The organism is Aeromonas sp. R5-3, assembly GCF_040908225.1.
Classification (GTDB): domain Bacteria; phylum Pseudomonadota; class Gammaproteobacteria; order Enterobacterales; family Aeromonadaceae; genus Aeromonas; species Aeromonas dhakensis.
The window spans coordinates 162809-182092 of record NZ_JBFODH010000008.1 but is presented as its reverse complement, the minus strand read 5'-3'; the positions used below and the strand labels follow the sequence as shown (position 1 = coordinate 182092).

At 63.7% G+C, this 19284-nt stretch carries 20 protein-coding genes and 5 tRNA genes; 7 read left to right on the top strand and 18 right to left on the bottom strand.

The window, feature by feature from the left end; translation table 11 throughout:
- Positions 1 to 67: 67 nt before the first annotated feature.
- Positions 68 to 976 carry a LysR substrate-binding domain-containing protein gene (locus AB5Y95_RS03715; RefSeq protein WP_123246210.1) on the bottom strand — a complete coding sequence of 303 codons (909 nt, stop codon included), beginning with the start codon at positions 974 to 976 and terminating at the stop codon, positions 68 to 70.
- A gap of 99 nt (positions 977 to 1075) precedes the next feature.
- Between AB5Y95_RS03715 and AB5Y95_RS03710 the strand changes: the two genes are divergently transcribed.
- From AB5Y95_RS03710 to AB5Y95_RS03695, 4 genes are all read left to right on the top strand, one after another.
- Complete coding sequence (locus tag AB5Y95_RS03710; protein ID WP_019840565.1) at positions 1076 to 2056, top strand: TDT family transporter; 981 nt, start codon at positions 1076 to 1078, stop codon at positions 2054 to 2056.
- A gap of 253 nt (positions 2057 to 2309) precedes the next feature.
- Positions 2310 to 3299, top strand: a complete 990-nt coding sequence (gene lpxM / locus AB5Y95_RS03705; protein ID WP_010633861.1) for a lauroyl-Kdo(2)-lipid IV(A) myristoyltransferase — start codon at positions 2310 to 2312, stop codon at positions 3297 to 3299.
- Between the two features lie 170 nt (positions 3300 to 3469).
- A complete protein-coding gene (locus AB5Y95_RS03700) occupies positions 3470 to 4465 on the top strand; it encodes a lauroyl-Kdo(2)-lipid IV(A) myristoyltransferase (RefSeq protein WP_192897156.1) in 996 nt (331 codons plus the stop codon).
- Between the two features lie 110 nt (positions 4466 to 4575).
- On the top strand, positions 4576 to 5436 hold the full coding sequence (locus AB5Y95_RS03695; RefSeq protein ID WP_017782756.1) for a PA4780 family RIO1-like protein kinase: 861 nt from the start codon (positions 4576 to 4578) through the stop codon (positions 5434 to 5436).
- 52 nt (positions 5437 to 5488) lie between these two features.
- Here AB5Y95_RS03695 and AB5Y95_RS03690 read toward each other — a convergent pair whose 3' ends face one another.
- From AB5Y95_RS03690 to AB5Y95_RS03680, 3 genes are all read right to left on the bottom strand, one after another.
- Positions 5489 to 6031, bottom strand: coding sequence for a GNAT family N-acetyltransferase (locus AB5Y95_RS03690; protein WP_215269107.1), 543 nt, complete (start codon positions 6029 to 6031; stop codon positions 5489 to 5491).
- Positions 6028 to 7266, bottom strand: a complete 1239-nt coding sequence (locus AB5Y95_RS03685) for a GGDEF domain-containing protein (RefSeq protein WP_025201656.1) — start codon at positions 7264 to 7266, stop codon at positions 6028 to 6030. Before AB5Y95_RS03685 ends, AB5Y95_RS03690 begins: the two co-directional genes overlap by 4 nt.
- Before the next feature lie 201 nt (positions 7267 to 7467).
- Positions 7468 to 7962, bottom strand: a complete 495-nt coding sequence (locus AB5Y95_RS03680) for a prolyl-tRNA synthetase associated domain-containing protein (protein ID WP_017779720.1) — start codon at positions 7960 to 7962, stop codon at positions 7468 to 7470.
- A gap of 195 nt (positions 7963 to 8157) precedes the next feature.
- Between AB5Y95_RS03680 and AB5Y95_RS03675 the strand changes: the two genes are divergently transcribed.
- Positions 8158 to 10596, top strand: coding sequence for a DNA polymerase II (locus tag AB5Y95_RS03675; RefSeq protein WP_368159560.1), 2439 nt, complete (start codon positions 8158 to 8160; stop codon positions 10594 to 10596).
- Between the two features lie 136 nt (positions 10597 to 10732).
- Here AB5Y95_RS03675 and AB5Y95_RS03670 read toward each other — a convergent pair.
- From AB5Y95_RS03670 to AB5Y95_RS03640, 7 genes are all read right to left on the bottom strand, one after another.
- Positions 10733 to 10809: transfer RNA gene (locus AB5Y95_RS03670), tRNA-Val, on the bottom strand.
- Positions 10810 to 10846: 37 nt separating this feature from the next.
- Positions 10847 to 10923, bottom strand: a tRNA-Val gene (locus AB5Y95_RS03665).
- 37 nt (positions 10924 to 10960) lie between these two features.
- A tRNA-Val gene (locus AB5Y95_RS03660) sits at positions 10961 to 11037 on the bottom strand.
- A gap of 16 nt (positions 11038 to 11053) precedes the next feature.
- Positions 11054 to 11130, bottom strand: a tRNA-Val gene (locus AB5Y95_RS03655).
- A 12-nt stretch (positions 11131 to 11142) separates the two neighbouring features.
- Positions 11143 to 11219: transfer RNA gene (locus AB5Y95_RS03650), tRNA-Val, on the bottom strand.
- Positions 11220 to 11380: 161 nt separating this feature from the next.
- On the bottom strand, positions 11381 to 12760 hold the full coding sequence (locus AB5Y95_RS03645; protein ID WP_017764378.1) for an MATE family efflux transporter: 1380 nt from the start codon (positions 12758 to 12760) through the stop codon (positions 11381 to 11383).
- A gap of 145 nt (positions 12761 to 12905) precedes the next feature.
- Positions 12906 to 13112 carry a YaeP family protein gene (locus AB5Y95_RS03640; RefSeq protein WP_005301307.1) on the bottom strand — a complete coding sequence of 69 codons (207 nt, stop codon included), beginning with the start codon at positions 13110 to 13112 and terminating at the stop codon, positions 12906 to 12908.
- A gap of 130 nt (positions 13113 to 13242) precedes the next feature.
- Here AB5Y95_RS03640 and AB5Y95_RS03635 point away from each other — a divergent pair, with 130 nt between their 5' ends.
- Entirely contained in the window at positions 13243 to 13854 is a 612-nt protein-coding gene (locus AB5Y95_RS03635) for a riboflavin synthase subunit alpha (RefSeq protein WP_368159525.1), read from the top strand.
- A gap of 85 nt (positions 13855 to 13939) precedes the next feature.
- Here AB5Y95_RS03635 and AB5Y95_RS03630 read toward each other — a convergent pair whose 3' ends face one another.
- The 4 genes from AB5Y95_RS03630 to AB5Y95_RS03615 all read right to left on the bottom strand — a co-directional run bounded on the left by AB5Y95_RS03630 (position 13940) and on the right by AB5Y95_RS03615 (position 17217).
- The gene (locus AB5Y95_RS03630) at positions 13940 to 14143 is read right to left on the bottom strand and encodes a CPXCG motif-containing cysteine-rich protein (RefSeq protein WP_049049438.1); all 204 of its coding nucleotides are present in this window, start codon (positions 14141 to 14143) and stop codon (positions 13940 to 13942) included.
- A 132-nt stretch (positions 14144 to 14275) separates the two neighbouring features.
- Positions 14276 to 14935, bottom strand: coding sequence for a hexitol phosphatase HxpB (gene hxpB / locus AB5Y95_RS03625; RefSeq protein WP_017764382.1), 660 nt, complete (start codon positions 14933 to 14935; stop codon positions 14276 to 14278).
- Positions 14936 to 15062: 127 nt separating this feature from the next.
- Positions 15063 to 16241 (bottom strand): formate-dependent phosphoribosylglycinamide formyltransferase, encoded by a 1179-nt coding sequence (gene purT, locus AB5Y95_RS03620; protein WP_017784781.1) that lies wholly within the window; start codon positions 16239 to 16241, stop codon positions 15063 to 15065.
- 85 nt (positions 16242 to 16326) lie between these two features.
- On the bottom strand, positions 16327 to 17217 hold the full coding sequence (locus tag AB5Y95_RS03615; protein ID WP_042006472.1) for a DMT family transporter: 891 nt from the start codon (positions 17215 to 17217) through the stop codon (positions 16327 to 16329).
- Between the two features lie 225 nt (positions 17218 to 17442).
- Here AB5Y95_RS03615 and AB5Y95_RS03610 point away from each other — a divergent pair, with 225 nt between their 5' ends.
- Complete coding sequence (locus AB5Y95_RS03610) at positions 17443 to 18030, top strand: FMN-dependent NADH-azoreductase (RefSeq protein WP_368159524.1); 588 nt, start codon at positions 17443 to 17445, stop codon at positions 18028 to 18030.
- Between the two features lie 96 nt (positions 18031 to 18126).
- Here the strand turns inward: AB5Y95_RS03610 and AB5Y95_RS03605 are convergent, their stop codons facing one another.
- The 3 genes from AB5Y95_RS03605 to AB5Y95_RS03595 all read right to left on the bottom strand — a co-directional run bounded on the left by AB5Y95_RS03605 (position 18127) and on the right by AB5Y95_RS03595 (position 19125).
- Positions 18127 to 18306 (bottom strand): hypothetical protein, encoded by a 180-nt coding sequence (locus AB5Y95_RS03605; RefSeq protein ID WP_017779728.1) that lies wholly within the window; start codon positions 18304 to 18306, stop codon positions 18127 to 18129.
- Positions 18307 to 18469: 163 nt separating this feature from the next.
- Entirely contained in the window at positions 18470 to 18658 is a 189-nt protein-coding gene (locus tag AB5Y95_RS03600; protein ID WP_010633874.1) for a DUF4250 domain-containing protein, read from the bottom strand.
- Complete coding sequence (locus AB5Y95_RS03595) at positions 18655 to 19125, bottom strand: MarR family winged helix-turn-helix transcriptional regulator (RefSeq protein ID WP_005301279.1); 471 nt, start codon at positions 19123 to 19125, stop codon at positions 18655 to 18657. The genes AB5Y95_RS03600 and AB5Y95_RS03595 overlap by 4 nt, the downstream gene beginning before the upstream one ends.
- Positions 19126 to 19284: the final 159 nt, after the last annotated feature.

Sequence of the window (19284 nt, the reverse complement as noted above, 5' to 3'; positions counted from 1 at the left end):
CCATTGCTGCCGATACCTGGCGGCAAGGGCCATGCCGGGCAATAGGCTGCCCGATCATCCCATTGGCTCAGGTGCTGCTGATCTGGCTGGACAACACATCCTCTTGGGCGCGGCAAAATTGCAGAAAGCGGCGCAGGGCGGCGGAGTGATACTTCTGCCGGTGCCAGATGAGGGAGAGCTGGCGGGGAAAGCGGCGGGCGAGGGGTAGGGCCACCAGACGGCCCGCCTGCAGCCGATCCGACACCGCCAGGTGGGAGATGAAGGAGATACCGAGCCCCTTCTCGACCGCCAGCATCACCGCCTCCAGGGTGTTGAGCTCTAGCCCCGCCTGCCAGCGCGGCAGCTCGGGCTGGATCTGCTGCTCGAACTGCTCGCGGCTGCCGGACTGGGGCTCGCGCAGCACCCAGGTCTCATCGCTCAGCTGGGCGAGGGAGAGGCGATGGCGGCCGGCGAGGGGGTGAGCGGGCTGGGCCACGATCAGCATCTCGTCGTGGAGCCAGGGCTCGCTGACCAGGTCCGGGTGGTGGTTCTCCCCCTCGATCAGCGCCAGATCCAGCTCGAAGTTGGCCAGCAGGTGGCAGAGCTGGTGGGTGTTGGTGATGGTGACCCTGGGCGGCTGTCCCAGCTCCTGCTTGCTGGTGGCGAGCAGGGCCGGCAGCAGGTAGTTGCCTATGGTCTGGCTGGCGCCCAGACGCAGCTGGCCGCTCGGTTCGGCATCCGGGCTGAACAGGGTCTCGATATCCTGCATCCGGGTCAGCAGCTCCTCGGCCGCCGGTTGCAGCAGGCGCCCCTCGTTGTTGAGCTGCAGCCTGGGGTGAATGCGATCGAACAGCGGGGTGGCGAGCTGACGCTCCAGCTCCTGCAACGACTGGGAGACGGCGCCCTTGCTCAGGCACAGTTCATTGGCGGCCAGCCCCAGATTGCCGTAACGGGCGATGGTGGCAAAGACCTTGAGTTGTTGCAGGGTCAGCTTCATGTTTGGAAATTCTGAACGATTGATTTAATTCATTTAGATATCGTAAACGATGGCCGCTCATTATCCTATGCCCATCGTCTCTCACATGAGGTTTCAGACATGATCGCAAGAACCCGTCAATCCCTGGCCGCTGCTCCGACCCCCATGGCAGGACTGGCGCTCGGGATCGCCAGTCTCGGTTGGTGCTGGGAAAATGCCGGTCACTTCGATGGCCGCCTGCAGTTGCTGGGTGCCGCCGTTGCCGCCGTGCTGCTGGTGATCCTGACCTTCAAGTTTCTGCTGCACCCGCGCCTGCTGTGGCAGGATCTGGCTCACCCCGTGGTCGGCAGCGTGGTGCCCACCTATGCCATGGGCACCATGGTGGTCTCCAAGGCGGTCGGCATGCTCAACGCCGGTCTGGGGGAGGGGCTCTGGCTGTTTGCGGTGCTGCTGCACCTGGGGTTCCTGGCCACCTTCGTCTGGCATCGGGCCAAACAGTTTGAGATCCACCACATGGTGCCGAGCTGGTTCGTGCCGCCGGTGGGGATAATAGTCGCAGACGTCGCCTTCCCGGGCGGCCAATATGCCGCGCTGGCCAACGGCCTGCTCTGGTTCGGCATGCTCTGCTACGGTCTGATGCTGCCGCTGATGCTCTATCGCCTCATCTTCAGCCATGAGGTACCGGATGCCGCCAAACCGACCATCGCCATCCTGGCGGCACCCGCCAGCCTGTCACTGGCCGGCTACCTGACCGTGAGCGAGCAGCCGTCTCTGCTGCTGGTAGCCGTGCTGCTGGGGATCGCCGTGCTGATGACCGGCATCATCTACCTGGCCTTCATCAAGCTGCTGCGTCTGCCGTTCTCGCCGGGCTATGCCGCCTTCACCTTCCCGCTGGTGATCGGTGCCACCGCCCTGTTCAAGGTGAGCCATCTTGTCGAGCAGTGGCCCCAGGCAGCCGAGTACGTCGAGCAGATCCGGCTGCTGGCCCATTTCGAACTGGGCGCCGCCACCCTGATCGTCGGCTACGTGGCCCTGCGCTACCTGATGTTCTTCCTGCCGCTGGGCAGCGACGAGCTGGCATCCGGCATGGTTCGTCGCTAGGAAATGGCCGCAAGAGGGCCGGGATAAAGGGTCCGGTGAGCAGGTCCGCACAAGACGGACGCCACCGAACAGATGACGACAAGACGCTCCACCTCGGGTGGGGCGCTTTTTTTATGGGCTTGCCTGCGCAAACCTGCCCGCTTTGTTGGCCCCGACTGGGGTGGCCCTCTCGCCAAAGCCATGATGAATTTAACTGGTATTACCTGTCAGGATGAATACAATGCAGCTCCCTTTCCCATGCTTGACCCCATCCATGTCTTCCCATGATCCCGTGTTTGACTCTCGTTTCGAGACCCGATTCCTGCATCCGCGTTACTGGTTCAGCTGGCTGGCGCTTGGCGTCCTGATGTTGCTGGCCTTCGTGCCGGTGAGGCTGCGCGATCGGCTGGCCGCCGCCCTGGCGCCGCTGGTGTTTCGCATCTCGAAAAAGCAGGTCTACATCGCCAGAACCAACCTGGCCCTCTGTTTCCCGCAAAAGAGCGAGGCCGAGCGCGACGCCATCCTGATGACCTCGATCCGGGTCGGCCTCAAGAGCCTGCTCGGCTTTGGCGAGTTCTCGGTGCGCAGCCCCGCCTATCTGATGAAGCGGATGCGGGTCACTGGCTGGGAACATATCGAGGCGGAGCAGGCGGCCGGCAGACCGGTGATCCTGGTGGTGCCCCACAGCTGGCCGGTGGACGCGGCCGGTTACTACTTCACACAACGCGGGGTGCCCATGTGCACCATGATGAAACGGGCGCGCAACCCTGTGTTCGACTGGCATCTGAACCGTGCCCGTGCCCGCAATGGCTGCCGCGTCTATGAGCGCAGCGCCGGCATCAAGGCGGTGATCCGCACCATCAAGGAGGGGAACAGCTTCTTCTATCTGCCGGATCAGGATCATGGCCGCGAGAAGAGCATCTTCGCCCCCTTCTTCGGTCAGCCCAAGGCAACCCTGCCGGCCCTGCCGCGACTGGTGCAGGTGAGCGGCGCCAAGGCGGTGCCGCTGCTGGCCTGCTATGACGAGGCGCATCACTGCTACCGGCTGGAGATAGACGCCCCCTTTGACAACTATCCCACCGACGATGTGATGGCCGACACCTGCCGGATGAACGACATGGTGCAGCAGCAGCTCAGCCGGGATCCGGGCCAGTACATGTGGTTTCTCAAGATCTTCGATACCCGCGAGGATCAGGTCGGGCTGGATGGCCGCTACGAGGCGGGGATCCAGCGGATCCGCCGCGGGTTGCAGCCGCTCTCCTGATGAGCAATTCCTTGTTGGAACTATGGCCCTGCGGGGCCATTTTTATTGGCACTCTGCCGGTTGGCTGGGCGAGGCGTCGAGCCGGCGCCTGCCCCAACCGGGCCCGCGCCAGCCCAAAGTGGAAAATTTTGTCAGGATAATTAAAATAACCGTTTATTTTCTATGACTTGATGGCGGCCATGTCCTCACACGATCCGGTTTTCGACACCTCATTTCATCCCCGTCTGCTCCATCCGCGCTGGTGGGGCAGCTGGCTGGCGCTCGGCCTGCTCTGCCTGCTGGGGCTGCTGCCTCATGGTCTGCGCGACCGGCTGGCCGACCGGCTGGCTCCCCCCCTGCTGCGTCTGTCCAGGAAGCAGGCCTATATCGCCGACACCAACCTCAAGATCTGCTTTCCCGAGCTTGACGAGGCGGGCCGTCAGGCCCTGTTGCTCAAATCGATCCGGGTGGGGCTCAAGACCTTCATGGGCTTTGCCGAGCTGACCCTGCGCAGCGCCGATCACCTGGCCGGCCGCATCAAGGTGCGCGGCTGGGAGCACATCGAGGCAGAGCAGGCCGCCGGCCGGCCGGTGATCCTGGTGGTGCCCCACACCTGGGCGGTGGACATGATAGGCCGCTACTTCGCCATCCGGGGCATGTCCATGTGCACCATGATGAAGAGCGCCAAGGATCAGGTCTTCGACTGGTACATCAACCGCGAGCGGGCCAAGGGGGGCAAGGTGTATGAGCGCAGTGCCGGCATCAAGCCGGCCATCAAGGCGATCCGCGGCGGCGCCAGCTTCTTCTACCTGCCGGATCAGGATCACGGCCGTGAGGCCAGCATCTTCGTGCCCTTCTTCGGCCACCCCAAGGCGACCCTGCCGGCCCTGCCCAAGCTGGTCAAGCTGACCGGCGCCAAGGCGGTGCCCATCCTCGCCTGCTATGACGAGGAGGAGGGCTGCTACCGGCTGGAGATCGAGGCCCCCTTTGATCCCTACCCAGGCACCGATCTGGAGGCCGACGTTCGCGCCATGAACGACATGGTGGAGCAGCAGCTGCGCCAGCACCCGGAGCAGTACATGTGGTTCCTCAAGATCTTCGAGACCATGGAGCATCCTCAGGGGCACGAGGGCTTCTACGAAGAGGGCATTAAGCGGATCCGCGGCGACCTGCCCCCCGAAAACTGACGCAATGGAAGGACCGGCGCCCGGGCGCCGGTGACACGGCACAATCTGGAATAGGCAAGCGCACCGGAAGAGGCTATCTTCGGGGGCGCACACAGGGTGAAAGGGCGGGCATGAAAACTCCAAATCGAATCCAACCTCTGGTTGACGACGGCCTGGTTGACGAGGTGATCAGCCGGCTGATGAGCGGCAAAGAGGCCGATGTTTACGTGGTGCGCTGCGGCGACGAGATCCGCTGCGCCAAGGTGTACAAGGAGGCAGCCAAGCGCAGCTTCAAGCAGGCGGTGGTCTATCAGGAAGGGCGCCGGGTGCGCAGCAGCCGCGATGCCCGCGCCATGGAGAAGGGCTCCAAGTACGGCCGCAAGCAGCACGAAGAGGTGTGGCAGAACACCGAGGTGGATGCCCTGTTCAAGCTGGCCGCCGCCGGCGTGCGGGTGCCACGGCCCTATGTCTGCCTCGACGGCGTGCTCTTGATGGAGCTGGTGACCGATGCCGATGGCAACGTGGCGCCCCGCCTCAACGACGTGGCCCTCAGCCGCGAACAGGCGCTGGCCGACCACGCCAGGGTGATCCGCTACGTGGTGCGCATGCTCTGCGCCGGCCTCATTCACGGCGACCTGTCGGAGTTCAACGTGCTGGTGGATGAAGAGGGGCCCGTCATCATCGATCTGCCCCAGGTGGTGGATGCCGCCGCCAACAACCAGGCGAAGGCCATGCTGGAGCGGGACGTCGACAACATGCGCAACTACTACGGCATGTATGCCCCCGAGCTGCTCAAGACCCGTTACGCCAGGGAGATGTGGGCCCTCTATGAAGATGGCAAGCTCACTCCCGACAGCGAACTGACCGGGTTGTTCGAAGAGAGCAACGAGCGGGTGGATCTTGACGCCGTACTGCACGAAATCGAGAGCGCCGAGGAGGAGGCCCTGGCCCGCCAGGCGCGGCTGAAGGCGGAGCAGGAGGAGGGCTACTGACGCCCAGGCTCCTGCAACCAAGAGACGACTGAGCGCCTGCGGGCGCTCTTTTTTATGGCTGCGAGTCAGCGGCGCCTTGCTGGCGGGCGGGGTGGGGCTGGATCTGGTAAAAGTTCACCCAGCAGCGATCGCCAGCATGGTAGCGGCGATCCAGCCATTGCCCGCCGACGCTGGCGATCACCTTGAGCGAGGCGGAATTTGCCTCGTCACAGCTGATGAGCACGGGGCCGCTCAGAACATGGCGTTGCAGCCAGCCGAGCAGGGTGCGGGCCACCCCTTCACCGCGGCGGGAGGGGCGGGTCTCGTAACCGATATGGCCGAGCCATTGGCGGGTTGCCGGGGTGTCGCCGTGGCGCAGGCGCAAGGTGGCGAGGATCTCTGCTCCCTCGAGGGCAAAGTAGGTGGTGGTGGGCGGGTAATCCGGCGGCAGGCGCTCGCCAGCGGCATGGGCGAGCAGATCTTGCAGCCACTGATCCGGGTCGAATTGCGCCACCTGATAGAGGGGCAGGCCGGCGGCGCCACACTCGGCCACATAGCGGCGGTAGGCCGGGCCATCGGCAGGTTGCGCGGCCCGACACTCGATGACGGCTGTCACGGGTGCAGCTCTGCCGCTTGCAGCAGGCGTGGCTCGCTGTGGTGGGCCTCGCGGATGCAGGCGCGCATGCGCCCGCTCTGCTTGGCGGCATAGAGCGCCTGATCCGCCCGCAGATAGGCCTGCTCGAAGCTCTCTCCCGTCTGCAGCGAGGTCAGCCCCATGCTGAGGCCGATGGGGCCGCCCGCCAGCGGGCGGGTGGCCTCGGTGACCCCCAGCTGCAGGGCGTGGCAGTAGCCTGGCAGCGTCTGCGGCGTCTCCATCACCAGCAGCGCCAGCTCGTCGCCGCCGAGGCGCCCGGCCAGTGCCGCCGGTGGCAGGCTCTCCCGGATCACTCGCCCCACCGCCCGCAGCATGGCATCGCCGGCGGGGTGGCCGTGGCGGTCGTTGATCTGCTTGAAGTTGTCCAGGTCGATCAGCAGCAGCTGCCAGGGGCGGGCGCTGCGGCAGGCCCGCGCCGCCAGCTGCTGCTCGAAATGGTGACGGCTGTCCAGCCCGGTCAGGGCATCCTGGTTGGCGCGCCGCTCCAGCTCGCGCTGGGTGGCGAGCATGGCCTGCTGCTGGCGGGTGTGCACCAGGCTCAGCAGGATGAAGCTGCGGGCAATGGTAAAGAGCAGGCTGAGCAGGATCACTGGGCCGAGCAGGGGGTCGGTCAGGCTGGAGGCTGCCGACTCCGGCCACCACTGATGCTTGGCCATCCTGAGCAGCTGCAGGGCCAGTTGCAGGGCGAGCAGCAGGATGGCGAAGCGCAGCACCCGGTAGGCGGGGGCCAGGCGCTGGTAGCGCCAGAGCTGCCACAGCAGCAGGCCAATCTGCAGCGAGAGCACGCCGGAGAGGGTGATGATCCGGCTGTGCACATCGGCCAGCGGTTGCTGCGAGGCCACCAGGGCAAACAGCAGGAAGCCGGCGAGGGCGAGGAGCGGGCAGAGCCAGCCGAAGCGGTCGGCCTCGCGCCGGAAAAAGTGGCGCAGGCCCCGCTCATAGAGCAGCGGGGTGGCGATGATCAGCAGGTTGGTGAGCAGGATATTGGCAAGGGACGTCTCCCCCGTGAGGGGGCGCAGCAGCAGGCAACCAAAGGCGGCGGCGATGGCCAGCTCGCTGGCCGACCAGTAGAGCAGGGCGCGCAGCGGTCGCTGGGTATGCCATAGGTAGGCGAAAATGGCCGCGACCCCGACGTGGGACAGGCTGACAAACAGCACCAGGCTCAGCAACTGGGCCGAGGAAAACAGACTCTGCATCAAGGGGTGGGCTCTTCCTGCCGGTAACGGCGCTGTGGTCTCAGGGCCGGGTGAGTGGGGCGGATCACAGCATGAATTGTGCCGCTGAGCAATGGCTTGGATGGTCTGGGCAGGATAGTGCCAACACCCCCAGTTGCCGGCGGCTGACACGATTAATCAGGGACGGGGAGTGACGAAGGGCCATCCCCCCACACGTCGACCTCAGTCGACCACCACCGGCAGCCGCATGACGGTGGCTTCCCGGCCGAGGTGGGCCAGCAGACGGCGCACGTCGTCGAGGCGAATAAGCAAGGTGGCGGTATTGACCAGCGGGTGGCACTGCACCCGCTCGGCCTGCCAGATCGTCTCATCCACCACCAGCTCCACCGCGCTTTCTCTGTCGCGTACCATGGCGAGCAGGGTGACCGAGCCCGGGGTGAGGCCAAGCACGGATTCCAGTCGCTCGGGCGAGCCGAAGCTCAGCCGCTTGACGCCAAGGGCGCTTGCCAGCGCCTTGAGATCGACTCTGCTCTGCTCAGGGGTCACCACCAGAAACAGCCGTTCGCTCTTGGGGTCGCGCAGGAAGAGGTTCTTGGTCTTGGCGGCGGGTAGGTTGGGCAACAGCCGGCTGGCCTCCTCGCAGGTGAAGACGGGGGCGTGATCGATGCGCTGATAGGGAATGGCCAGCTGATCCAGCAGAGAATAAAGCGCCACCATGACCTCCTGATGTTGGCTGACAAGCGGGGTGAGTCGATGGGCGAACACCACTGCCACCGGCAGTGCGTGCCCGTCTGGCCGAGCATACCAGTTTGCGCTGCCCCTGGCAGCCTGCGTGGCAATGGCAGCCTGGCGTGCCAATTGCAGTAAAGCACTGTATGAACGTACAATAGTCCCACACCTATGTTGATCCCGATGACTGGCATGACCGACCACCCCCCCATCCCTCCCGTTACCCCGCCGCGCGACGGCTTTATCCTGACCCGTCACGGGCGGGATGTGCGCGGCCGCGGTGAGCAGCCGGAGCGCACCGAGATCGTGATGTGGCTCTGGAGCGAACAGGGGCCGGTGCGGGTGGTGGTGCCGGGGCAGGAGCCGGTCTTCTTCCTGCCGCAGAGCCATATGGCGGAGGCGGCGGAGCTGTTCAAGGGGGCCGGGGTGAGCGGGCGGTTTCGCCGCCTGCCCATGCACACCTTCGACGGCCGTGCCGTGGTGGGCTGCTATTTTGCCACCCTGAGCGCCTTTCACCGCGCCATCGAGCTGCTGCTCATCCGCGGGCTGGAGCACTTCGAGGCGGATATCCGGCTGCCTGAGCGCTTCCTGATGGAGCGTTTCATCACCGCCGGCGTGCGCTTCGAGGGGCGGGCGCGCAAGAAGGGGGGCAAGCAGGGCTACTGGGAGGTGAACGAGGCGCGCTGCGCGCCCCAGGCGGTGACGCCGACCCTCTCCTGGGTGTCGCTGGACGTGGAGTGCGCCATGGACGGGGCCCTCTTCTCGGTGGGGCTCTACAGCCCCGAGGATGCGCGGGTCATCATGATCGGCGTGCCGGAGGCCGATGCCGACAGCTGGGGGACCCAGGTCGAGTGGGTGGCGGACGAGAGCGCCCTGCTGAGTGCGCTGGAGCGCTGGTTTGTGCGGCACGACCCGGATCTGGTGATCGGCTGGAACGTGGTGAACTTCGACTTTCGCCTGCTGCTGCGCCGTGCCGAGCTCAACAAGCGGCGGCTGCGACTCGGCCGTGGCCACGAGCTCTGCTTCTGGCGCTCATCGCGCAACGACCCCCAGAGCGGCAGCGTCATCATCCCGGGGCGCATGGTGCTGGATGGCATCGACACCCTCAAAAGCGCCACCTGGCAGTTCCCCAGCTACAGCCTGGATGCGGTGGCGAGCGAGCTGCTCGGCCGGGGCAAGGACATCGAGGACGTGGCCAACCGGGGGGAGAAGATCACCGAGCTGTTCCACTCCGACAAGGAGGCGCTGGCCCGCTACAACCTGGAGGATTGCAAGCTGGTGTGGGAGATCTTCGACTACTGCCACCTCATCCCCTTTGCCATCGAGCGCGCCTCCCTCACTGGCCTCGAGCTCGACCGGGTAGGGGGCTCGGTGGCAGCGTTTACCAATCTTTATCTGCCACGGCTGCACCGCGGCGGCTACGTGGCCCCCAACCTGCCCGCCGATGGGGGGCTCGCGAGCCCTGGCGGCTATGTGATGGACTCCAAACCTGGGCTCTATCGCCACGTGCTGGTGCTCGATTTCAAGAGCCTCTATCCCAGCATCATCCGCACCTTCTGCATCGACCCCATGGGGCTCATCGAGGGGCTGCAGCATCCCGACCATGCCATCCCGGGTTTTCGCGGCGCCCTGTTCTCCCGCGAGCGCCACTTCCTGCCGGATCTCATCGCCACCCTGTGGGCGGCGCGGGATAGAGCCAAGGCGGCCAGCAACAAGGCGCTCTCCCAGGCCATCAAGATCATCATGAACTCCTTCTACGGGGTGCTGGGCTCGGGGGGCTGCCGCTTCTACGACCCGCGGCTTGCCTCCTCCATCACCTTGCGCGGTCACGGCATCATGCAGCAGACCCGGGAGTGGATCGAAGGGGAGGGTTTCGAGGTGATCTATGGCGACACCGACTCCACCTTCGTCCACCTGGGGCGCGAGACCAGCCCCGCCCAGGCGGACGAGATCGGCCGGCGATTGGCCAGTATGATCAACGACAACTGGACTGCGCTGATCAAGCGGGAGTTCGATTTGCCGAGCTATCTGGAGATCCAGTACGAGACCCACTATCGCCGCTTCTTGATGCCCACCATCCGCGGGCTGGAGAAGGGGAGCAAGAAGCGTTATGCGGGCTTGGTGGCAGGCCATCAGGCAGGTGAAGAGGAGCAGCTGGTGTTCAAGGGGCTAGAATCGGTGCGCACCGACTGGACGCCCCTTGCCAAGGCATTCCAGACCCGCCTCTACGAGATGGTGTTTCACGACCAGGATCCCAGCGGCTATGTGCGCACCATGGTGGACGAGACCCGCGCCGGCCTTCACGACGAGCTGCTGGTCTATCGCAAGCGGCTGCGCCAGAAACTCGAGGAGTACCAGAAGAACGTGCCACCCCACGTGCGGGCGGCGCGCCTGGCGGACGAGGAGAACCTGCGCCGCGGTCTGCCCCAGCGCTACCAGCACAGGGGCTCCATCGCCTACCTGGTGACCCTGAATGGCCCCGAGCCGCTCGAATACCGGCGCAGCGCCATCGACTACGAGCACTACATCGACAAGCAGCTCAAACCCATCGCCGATGCCATCCTCCCCTTTATCGGCGAGTCGTTCGAGCGGATCTGCGGCCAGCAGCTCGATCTCTTCTGACTGGGCAAGGGAACGCTGCGGCCATGGCCCGACAATGGCCGCAGCGGGTCAATAGGAGGCAGATGAGAGGGGAGAGAAGGGATAATCAGAGAAGAGAAATGCAAAAAGCCCGCTCGAGGAGCGGGCTTTTCTAATCTGGTGCGTCCTAGTGGATTCGAACCACCGACCCCCACCATGTCAAGGTGATGCTCTAACCAGCTGAGCTAAGGACGCAGGGTGCGCAAGGCGACTTTGTGTGATTGCAGGGGAGTGGTGGGTTTAATTGGATTCGAACCAACGACCCCTACCATGTCAAGGTAGTGCTCTAACCAACTGAGCTATAAACCCACATCAAATTCATATCTGCAATTTATTCAAACTGTTATGGTGCGTCCTAGTGGATTCGAACCACCGACCCCCACCATGTCAAGGTGATGCTCTAACCAGCTGAGCTAAGGACGCATAACAGTGTTCCGGATGGTGCGTCCTAGTGGATTCGAACCACCGACCCCCACCATGTCAAGGTGGTGCTCTAACCAGCTGAGCTAAGGACGCATCGCGGAAAAGTGGTGGGTTTAATTGGATTCGAACCAACGACCCCTACCATGTCAAGGTAGTGCTCTAACCAACTGAGCTATAAACCCACTTCATAAACCGGATTGAAAACCCGTTTTATCCCGCCAGCACTGCTGGCGTGGTCGGCATACTACCCATGCCCCCCAAGGCTGTCAACAGGCCGCACGCACAAAGGAGACTGTTTGCCCAGTTCTTGCGCAGCCTGTTGATTTTGCAGGCGAGTTTCCCCTTATTGCGCCTTGGAGAGGGCGCTGCATGCCTCCGGGCTGGCAAAGCGACCATAGATGTAGCGCAGCCGGGTACCCAGCATCAGGGCGGCGGAGGTGAGGCCGACGATGAAGCCGACCCAGAACCCCTGGGGTCCCATCTGCGGCACCACCCAGTCGGTCAGGCCCAGGATCATGCCGGTGGGCAGCCCCAGTCCCCAGTAGGCGACGATGGTGACGTAGAAGATCGCCTTGGTGTCCTTGTAACCGCGCAGGGCCGCCGCCGCCACCACCTGTACCGAGTCTGAGATCTGGTAGATGGCGGCGAAGAAGAGCAGGGTGGCCGCGAGGGTGATCACCTGCAGGTCTTCGGTGTAGATGGTGGCGATCTGCTCGCGCAGCAGCACGGTGAGGGCGGCGGTGGCGGCGGCCACCGTCATGCCCAGCATCAGGCCGGTGCGGGCGGCGACCCGGGCGTGATCAGGCAGCCCTTCGCCGATGCTGTGACCGACCCGGATGGTGACGCCCACCCCGATGGAGAGCGGCAGCATGAACACCAGGCTGGAGAAGTTGAGCGCTATCTGGTGACTCGCCACCGTCTCCGCGCCAAAGGGGGCCAGCATCAGGGCCACCACGGTAAACAGGGTCACCTCGCAGAAGATGGCCATGGCGATGGGGAAACCCAACCTGAACAGGCGCCAGATCCGGCTGCCATTGGGGCGCGCGAGCTGGGCGAACAGGTTGATCTCCTTGAAGTGGCGGGAGAGCTTCACATAGACGATCATCGCCAGCAGCATGGCCCACAGCACGATGGCGGTGGCCACGCCGCAGCCGACCCCGCCCAGTTTCGGCATGCCGAACAGGCCGTGGATGAAGATGGTGTTGGCCGGGATGTTGACCGCCAGCCCCACGAAGCCGATCACCATGGTCGGCATGGTGTGAGAGAGCCCCTCGCTGAAGTTGCGCAGCACCTGGAACAGCACGAAGGCGGGCAGCCCCCACAGAATGGCGTGCAGGTAGCCGGTGGTCTTGGCGGCCATCACGGGATCCACCTCCATGAACTGCAGCGCCAGCGGGCTGAAATAGAGCGCCACCATGGCGATGGGGGTAACCATCAGTGCCAGCCAGAAGCCCTGATGCACCGCCGGGCGCACCTCGTCCCGTTTGCGGGCGCCATTGAGCTGGGAGACGATGGGGGTGAGCGCCATGATGATGCCCTGCACCAGCAGGATCACCGGCAACCAGAAGCTGGAGGCCACCGACACGGCGGCCAGATCGACGGCGCTGACCTGTCCCGCCATCACGGTATCGACAAAGTTCATGGCGATCTGGGCCACCTGGGCGACCAGAATGGGGCTGGCTAGACGAACGAGTTGCCTCGCCTCGGACCAATAACGTTGCACTGACACCTCCGAGTGGATCAGATAAAGCGTAAAAGAGCGGGTATCGGGAAGAGCCTTTGCACTCCGGAAGCGGGAGTGCAAAGTGCGGGGGGGTCATTCTAGCCTGAAATTCATCCGGGACGAAACGATTGGTGCAAGCCCGGGATCAGGCGTCTTCGTGATCGCTGATCAGCAGGTTGGCGGCGGCGTAGGCGGCCTGCTCGCGCAGATCCGCCGGCACCCGCTCGTCCGATGCCACGGCGTTGAGCGCCCTGATGGTGGCGGCGATGGCCTGCGGCACATAGCCCTGCTCGCCGGAGCCAATCTGGTTGTAGGCGATGCGAATGGCCTCACAGCATTGATATACCTGCATTTTTGTTTCCTTGTCAGCACTTGGTTGAATGCCGTCACTATAGCGATCGGCCGCCTGCTTGTCAGCGGTTGCGCTTGTCTGGGTCGTGCGGCGAGGTTACCCTGCCTTTTTTCGTAGCAGGAGACGAGACATGTTCACCGGCATAGTGCAGGGGACCGCCGAACTGGTGGCCATCGAAGAGCTGCCCAACTTTCGAACCCACGTGATCCGCATGCCGAGCCCGACCTGGGGCGAGGGGCTGGCGCTGGGCGCCTCCGTGGCCCACAACGGCTGCTGCCTGACCGTCACCCGGGTCGAAGGAGAGCTGGTCAGCTTCGATCTGATGCAGGAGACCCTGCGCCTCACCAATCTCGGCCAGTTGCAGCCGGGGGACAAGGTCAACGTGGAGCGGGCCGCCCGCTTTGGCGACGAAATTGGCGGCCACGCCATGTCCGGCCACATCATGGGCACCGCGCAGGTGATCTCGGTCATCGACACCCCCAATAACCGGCAGGTGTGGTATCGCCTGGCCCCAACGCTGATGAAATACGTGCTGACCAAGGGCTACATCGGCATCGATGGCATCAGCCTTACCGTGGGCGAGGTGCGCGGCTGCGAATTTTGCGTCAACCTGATCCCCGAGACCCTGGCCCGTACCAACCTCGGCTGGGTCAAGGCCGGCTGGCAGACCAACATCGAGATTGACCCCCAGACCCAGGCCATCGTCGACACGGTGGAGCGGGTGCTGGCGGCGCGCCAATAAGGCGCAGGGGCGGCCGCTTAGGCGAAAAGGAAAGCGGGGCCCAGTGGGCCCCGCTTTGTTTTGCGCTATCCCCTGTCAGGGCGACTCAGAACATCTGTTCGTCGTCAGCATCCACGAAGAGTTGCAGGCAGTCGCGCACCTCATCCCGGTGCAGTCGCAGGTGGATGGGGTTGCAGCAGGCCATGCAATCCTCATAGAACTCCTGATCCCCCTGGCTGGCATCCAGCTCGACCCGGGTATGATGGCCACAGTGGGGGCAGACGATGCGCTTGCTGGTGTACTCGATCATGATGACCTCCTCGGGCCCGTGGGCCGCCTCTCTCCCCAGATTCTAGCTGGATCGCACCTGCCTGACCGCGAGCAAGCGCACGATTATGACCGGGATCAAGGGAGGCAGGAGGTCAGTCCGCCAGAGCGTGGTCTATTTGACCCAGCTGGTCAGCATCTGGGCATCCAGCTCGGTGAGCGAGCGCAGCTGATGGTTGGCAATGGCCAGACGCGGGTCACCCACCAGCGCTGGATCCGGCACTATCAGCGCGGTCATGGAGGCCGCCTTGGCCGCCAGCAGACCGGTAAAGCTGTCCTCGATGGCGAGACAATGCACCGGCTCGACTCCCAGCTTCTCGGCGGCGTGGATATAGACATCCGGGTGCGGCTTGCCAAAGCGCTCCACCTCGGCAGAGTGCACCGCCAGGAAGCGATCGCGAATGCCGAGCTTGCCGAGCACGGCCTCCACCATGGCAAAGGGGGAGGAGGTGGCCAGACCGATTTTAAGGCCTTGCGCCTCGATGAGGTCGAGTGCCTCCAGCACGCCAGCCTTGGCCTGACCTTCGGAGAGGATCAGGGCGTTGACCCGATCCAGGATGCGCTGCACCACCTCTTCCTGGCTGGGGCCGCTCCAGGGGCGTAACCGATACCAGTGGGCGACCAGCTGATCGATGCGCACGCCTATGGTCGATTCGCAATCTTCCACCGTGTGGGGATGGCCCAGCTCGGAGAAGACAGCCATCTGGGCCCGTTGCCAAAAGGGTTCCGAGTCGATCAGAACACCATCCATATCGAAGATCACGGCAGTTAACATCTTGTACTCCTGACATAGGTGAAGGGGGGATTATAAACAAGGTGCCTCAATGCAAAAGGGGCATTGCCATGCCCCTTGCGCTGGATCATGCTGGCAAACGTTTGATTTCGTGTGCCAAAAAGTGGGCTTAGAACAGCACCTTTACCCCGGCCGCAACCGCTTTGGCTTTTTCTACCGCCTCGTCGCACTGCTTGGCTCGCGTCAGTGCCACGCCGAGCCGGCGGCGACCGGCGATCTCCGGCTTGCCAAACAGTCGCAACTGAGCACCCGGCACCAGGGCCAGCGCCTCGCCAATCCCCTGATAGCGGATGTCCTGGCTGTGGCCTTCGCGCAGCACCACGGCGGAGGCGCTAGGCCCGTACTGGGTTATGGTGCCGATGGGCAGCCCCAGAATGGCGCGCACGTGCAGGGCGAACTCGGAGAGATCCTGAGAGATGAGGGTCACCATCCCGGTGTCGTGGGGGCGCGGCGAGACCTCGCTGAACCACACCTCGTCACCCTTGATGAAGAGCTCGACCCCGAACAGGCCGTAGCCGCCCAGCGCCTCGACCACCTTGGCTGCGACCTCTTTGGAGCGGGCCAGTGCCAGCTCGCTCATGGCTTGCGGCTGCCAGGATTCACGGTAGTCGCCATCTTCCTGGCGATGGCCGATGGGCTCGCAGAAGTGGATGCCGTCCACCGCGCGTACCGTGAGCAGGGTGATCTCGTACTCGAAGGGGACGAAGCCCTCGACGATCACCTTGCCGCGACCGGCGCGACCGCCCTCCTGGGCATAGGTCCAGCTCTCGTCGAGTTTGGCGAGATCGCGCAGCACGCTCTGCCCCTTGCCGGACGAGCTCATTACCGGCTTCACCACGCAGGGCAGGCCGATGGAGTCAACGGCGGCGACAAACTCCTCCTTGCTCTGGGCAAAGCGGTAGGGGGAGGTGGGCAAGCCCAGCGTCTCGGCGGCGAGACGGCGGATCCCCTCCCGGTTCATGGTGAGCTGGGTGGCGCGGGCGTTCGGCACCACCTTGACCCCTTCCTGCTCCAGGGCGGCCAGGGTATCGGTGGCGATGGCTTCAAGCTCGGGGATGATCAGATCCGGTTTGACCTCGTTGACCAGGGCGCGCAGGGCGGCGCCGTCCAGCATGTCCAGCACATGGGCTCTGTGCGCCACCTGCATGGCGGGGGCATCGGCATAGCGGTCGGCGGCGATCACCTCGATGCCGAAGCGTTGCAGCTCGATGGCGACCTCCTTGCCAAGTTCGCCGGAGCCCAGCAGCAGGGCGCGGGTGGCGCCGGGGCGGGTAGCGGTTCCAAACATGTGATCTCTCCTGATGTCGTGGGTGACGGTTGATGAATGCTATTGCACGAATAGCGGGCAAAAAAAGAGGCACGCATGGCGTACCTCAGGAAACGGATTTGTGGGCGCGCTGCTCCAGATGGGTGAGCAGGGTGATGGCGCCGATGATGATGGCGGCCCCGAGCCACAATCGGCCGGGCGGCGCCCAGCCAAACACCAGCCAGCCGGCCAGCACGTTCATGGGCAGCTTGGCAAAATCAAAAGGTTGCACGAACGAGGCCTCGGCCACGCTGTAGGCGCGGGCGATGGACATCTGGGCCAGCGCCGACAGCACGCCGGAGGCGGCCACCAGCAGCCACTGGGTTTCGCTCGGCCACTGCCACTCCGGCAGCGCCAGCATGGCGTTGAACGGGGTGCTGAAGATGAGCAGATAGACGACGATGGTGTGGGACGACTCGCTCGCCGCCTGATAGCGCACCAGCAAGGAATAGCCGGCCCAGAACAGGGCCGCCGCCACCGGCAGCAACGAGGCCCAGCTGAAATCGTCGGTCCAGGGGGCCAGGATCAGCATGGCGCCGACAAAGCCGGCCAGGGTTGCCAGAATGCGGGCCCGGCTTACCTGCTCCTTGAGAAAGAGGGCCGACCCCAGAGTGGCAAACAGCGGAGAAGTCATCAGCAGCGCTATCCCCTGCCAGATGGGAACGGGGACCGCCAACGCCCACAGCCAGAACTGGATGCCGACCACCGCGAGGGCAACCCGCAGCAGGTGCAGCCGCAGCTGGTTGGTCATCAGCGACTGGCGCAGGCCGTGGCGAATGAGCCAGGGCAGCAGACAGACCAGGGCAATCAGATATTGATGGAAGGCGACCTGGGTCGAGGGGAGGCCGAGCTTGAAGCTGACATACTGGCTCAGGCTGTTGACGGCGGCGAAGCAGAGGCCCGCTACCATCATCCAGACTGCACCGGCAAAGGGGGAGTGCCTGCGCGAGGGTGTCATGGGATCCGGGTCGCTGAAAAAAGTGCGGCGGATCATAACGGCAATCGTTTGTTCTGCCAAGCCTTGGCGGAGCGTGAGAGAGGCGGCTGGCGAGAGAATGCACTACCATCAAAATTTTTGAACAAGTTGAGCATCTATTTTCGCTATCTGTATAGAAGCCCAATGTTTAGAGTGACCTCCATCGACAGCACCGCTGTTCAACCGACAACCTAATGGAGTTTCACCATGGCCAATATCCTCGTACTCAAGTCCAGCATCCTGGGCCAATATTCCCAATCCAACGCCCTGATCGACGGCTTCCTGGCCGACCATCAGTCCGACACCGTCACCGTGCGTGATTTGGCGGCCCTGAACCTGCCGGTACTGGATGGCGAGCTGGCGTCAGGCCTGCGCGGTGGTGGAAACCTCAATGAGCGTCAACTGGCCGTGCTGGCCCAGTCCGACGAGCTGATCGCAGAGCTCAAGGCGAGCGATCTGGTGGTGATTGCCGCCCCCATGTACAACTTCAACATCCCGACCCAGCTGAAAAACTGGATCGATCTGGTGGCCCGTGCCGGCGTGACCTTCCGTTACACCGAAACCGGTCCGGTCGGCCTGGTGGAAAACACCCGCGCCCTGGTGATCAGCCCCCGCGGCGGCATGCACGTCGGCAGCGCCACCGATCTGGTGACCCCCTACATGCGTACCGTGCTGGGCTTCATCGGCATCAAGGAGGTGGACTTCATCTACGCCGAAGGCATGGGCATGGGTCCGGATGCCCAGGCCAAGGGCATCGAGCAGGCCAAGGGCCAGCTGGAGACCCTGGCGCTCTGATCAAGAGAGCAACCAGCCATACGCCAGAAAGCAACAACGCAGCCCTAGGGCTGCGTTGTTTTTTTGGTGCCTGACCTGATGAAGCGGTCCGTCAGGTCAATCCCGCAGAAAGCGGCGACAGCCGCTGCCGACCATCAGGCAGACCACCACCAGGGAGCCCAGCAGCAGGGTGGTGAGCCACTGTTCGGCGCTGTCTGGCAGGCGGGGCGAGAGGAGGCTGATCATCAGCAAGGCACAGAGGGTGATCAGGCTGGCGGGACGGGTCAGAAACATCATGGGTCATCCTTGGCTACGGCTGGTGAAGAGAAGGCTAACCGCGGTCTGTGACAGCAAGATGTATCCATACCTCTTGCCGATGGTCAGTTGACCGGGGTAGCCATCACCATAGCAGCTTTTGCCGCCGGAGCCAGCGGCATGGGCCGGGTTGTGATCCGGATCCCTATCTGAACTGCTTCTGATCTTCCTGATAGTGGAAATCGCCGCTGGCGAGCCGGGCGACCAGCGCCGCCTTGTCGAGATCCTGCGCCTTGCAGAGATCATCGAGATCATCGTAGCAATCACGTAGCTGCATGTTGACCAGGCTCAGCAGCATGTTGACGTCCATGGTGGCAAAGTTGTTGAGGTTCATGAGGGTCGCTCGTTATCCAGCAGGTGAAGTTGTTCGATGGCATCGCTGACGCTTTGCAGGTGCAGACGGATGGATTGGCGCGCCTCGGCCGGCAGGTAGTCGGTGAGGGTGTGCTGCCAGCTGCCCGCTTCGCTCTTGAGCTGCTGGAACAGGGTGAGCCCCGCCTGGGTGAAGGAGACCAGGCTGACCCGCTTGTCGTGCTCGCTGCTCTCGGTGAACAGGATCCCTTTTTCCACCAGCCGGTGAATTTCGCGGGAGATCCGCACCTTGTCCATCCCGCTCGCCTCCACCAGCTCTTTCTGGCTGATGGGGTAGTGGGGGCCGAGCACCATCATCAGGCGCCATTGAGGCACCGTCAGCTGATAGCGTTGCTGGTAAAACTGTTCGAAGGTATCGCGCACCATCTCGGCGGCGTGTACCAGCTGATAGGGGGGATAGTGGGCAAGCAGCTCTATGATCTTTGACATATGACATCCTGCTGTGACGGCTGCATCGGGTGCAGTTTCTCTTGATACTTTGACCTTGATGATACGTAACACAGGGCCGTTTGTCTGAACAAGTACCAGAGAAATGTGCGGTTGCGCACGTCATCCGCCGCAACCGGGTCTATTCGAAGCTGGTTTTAC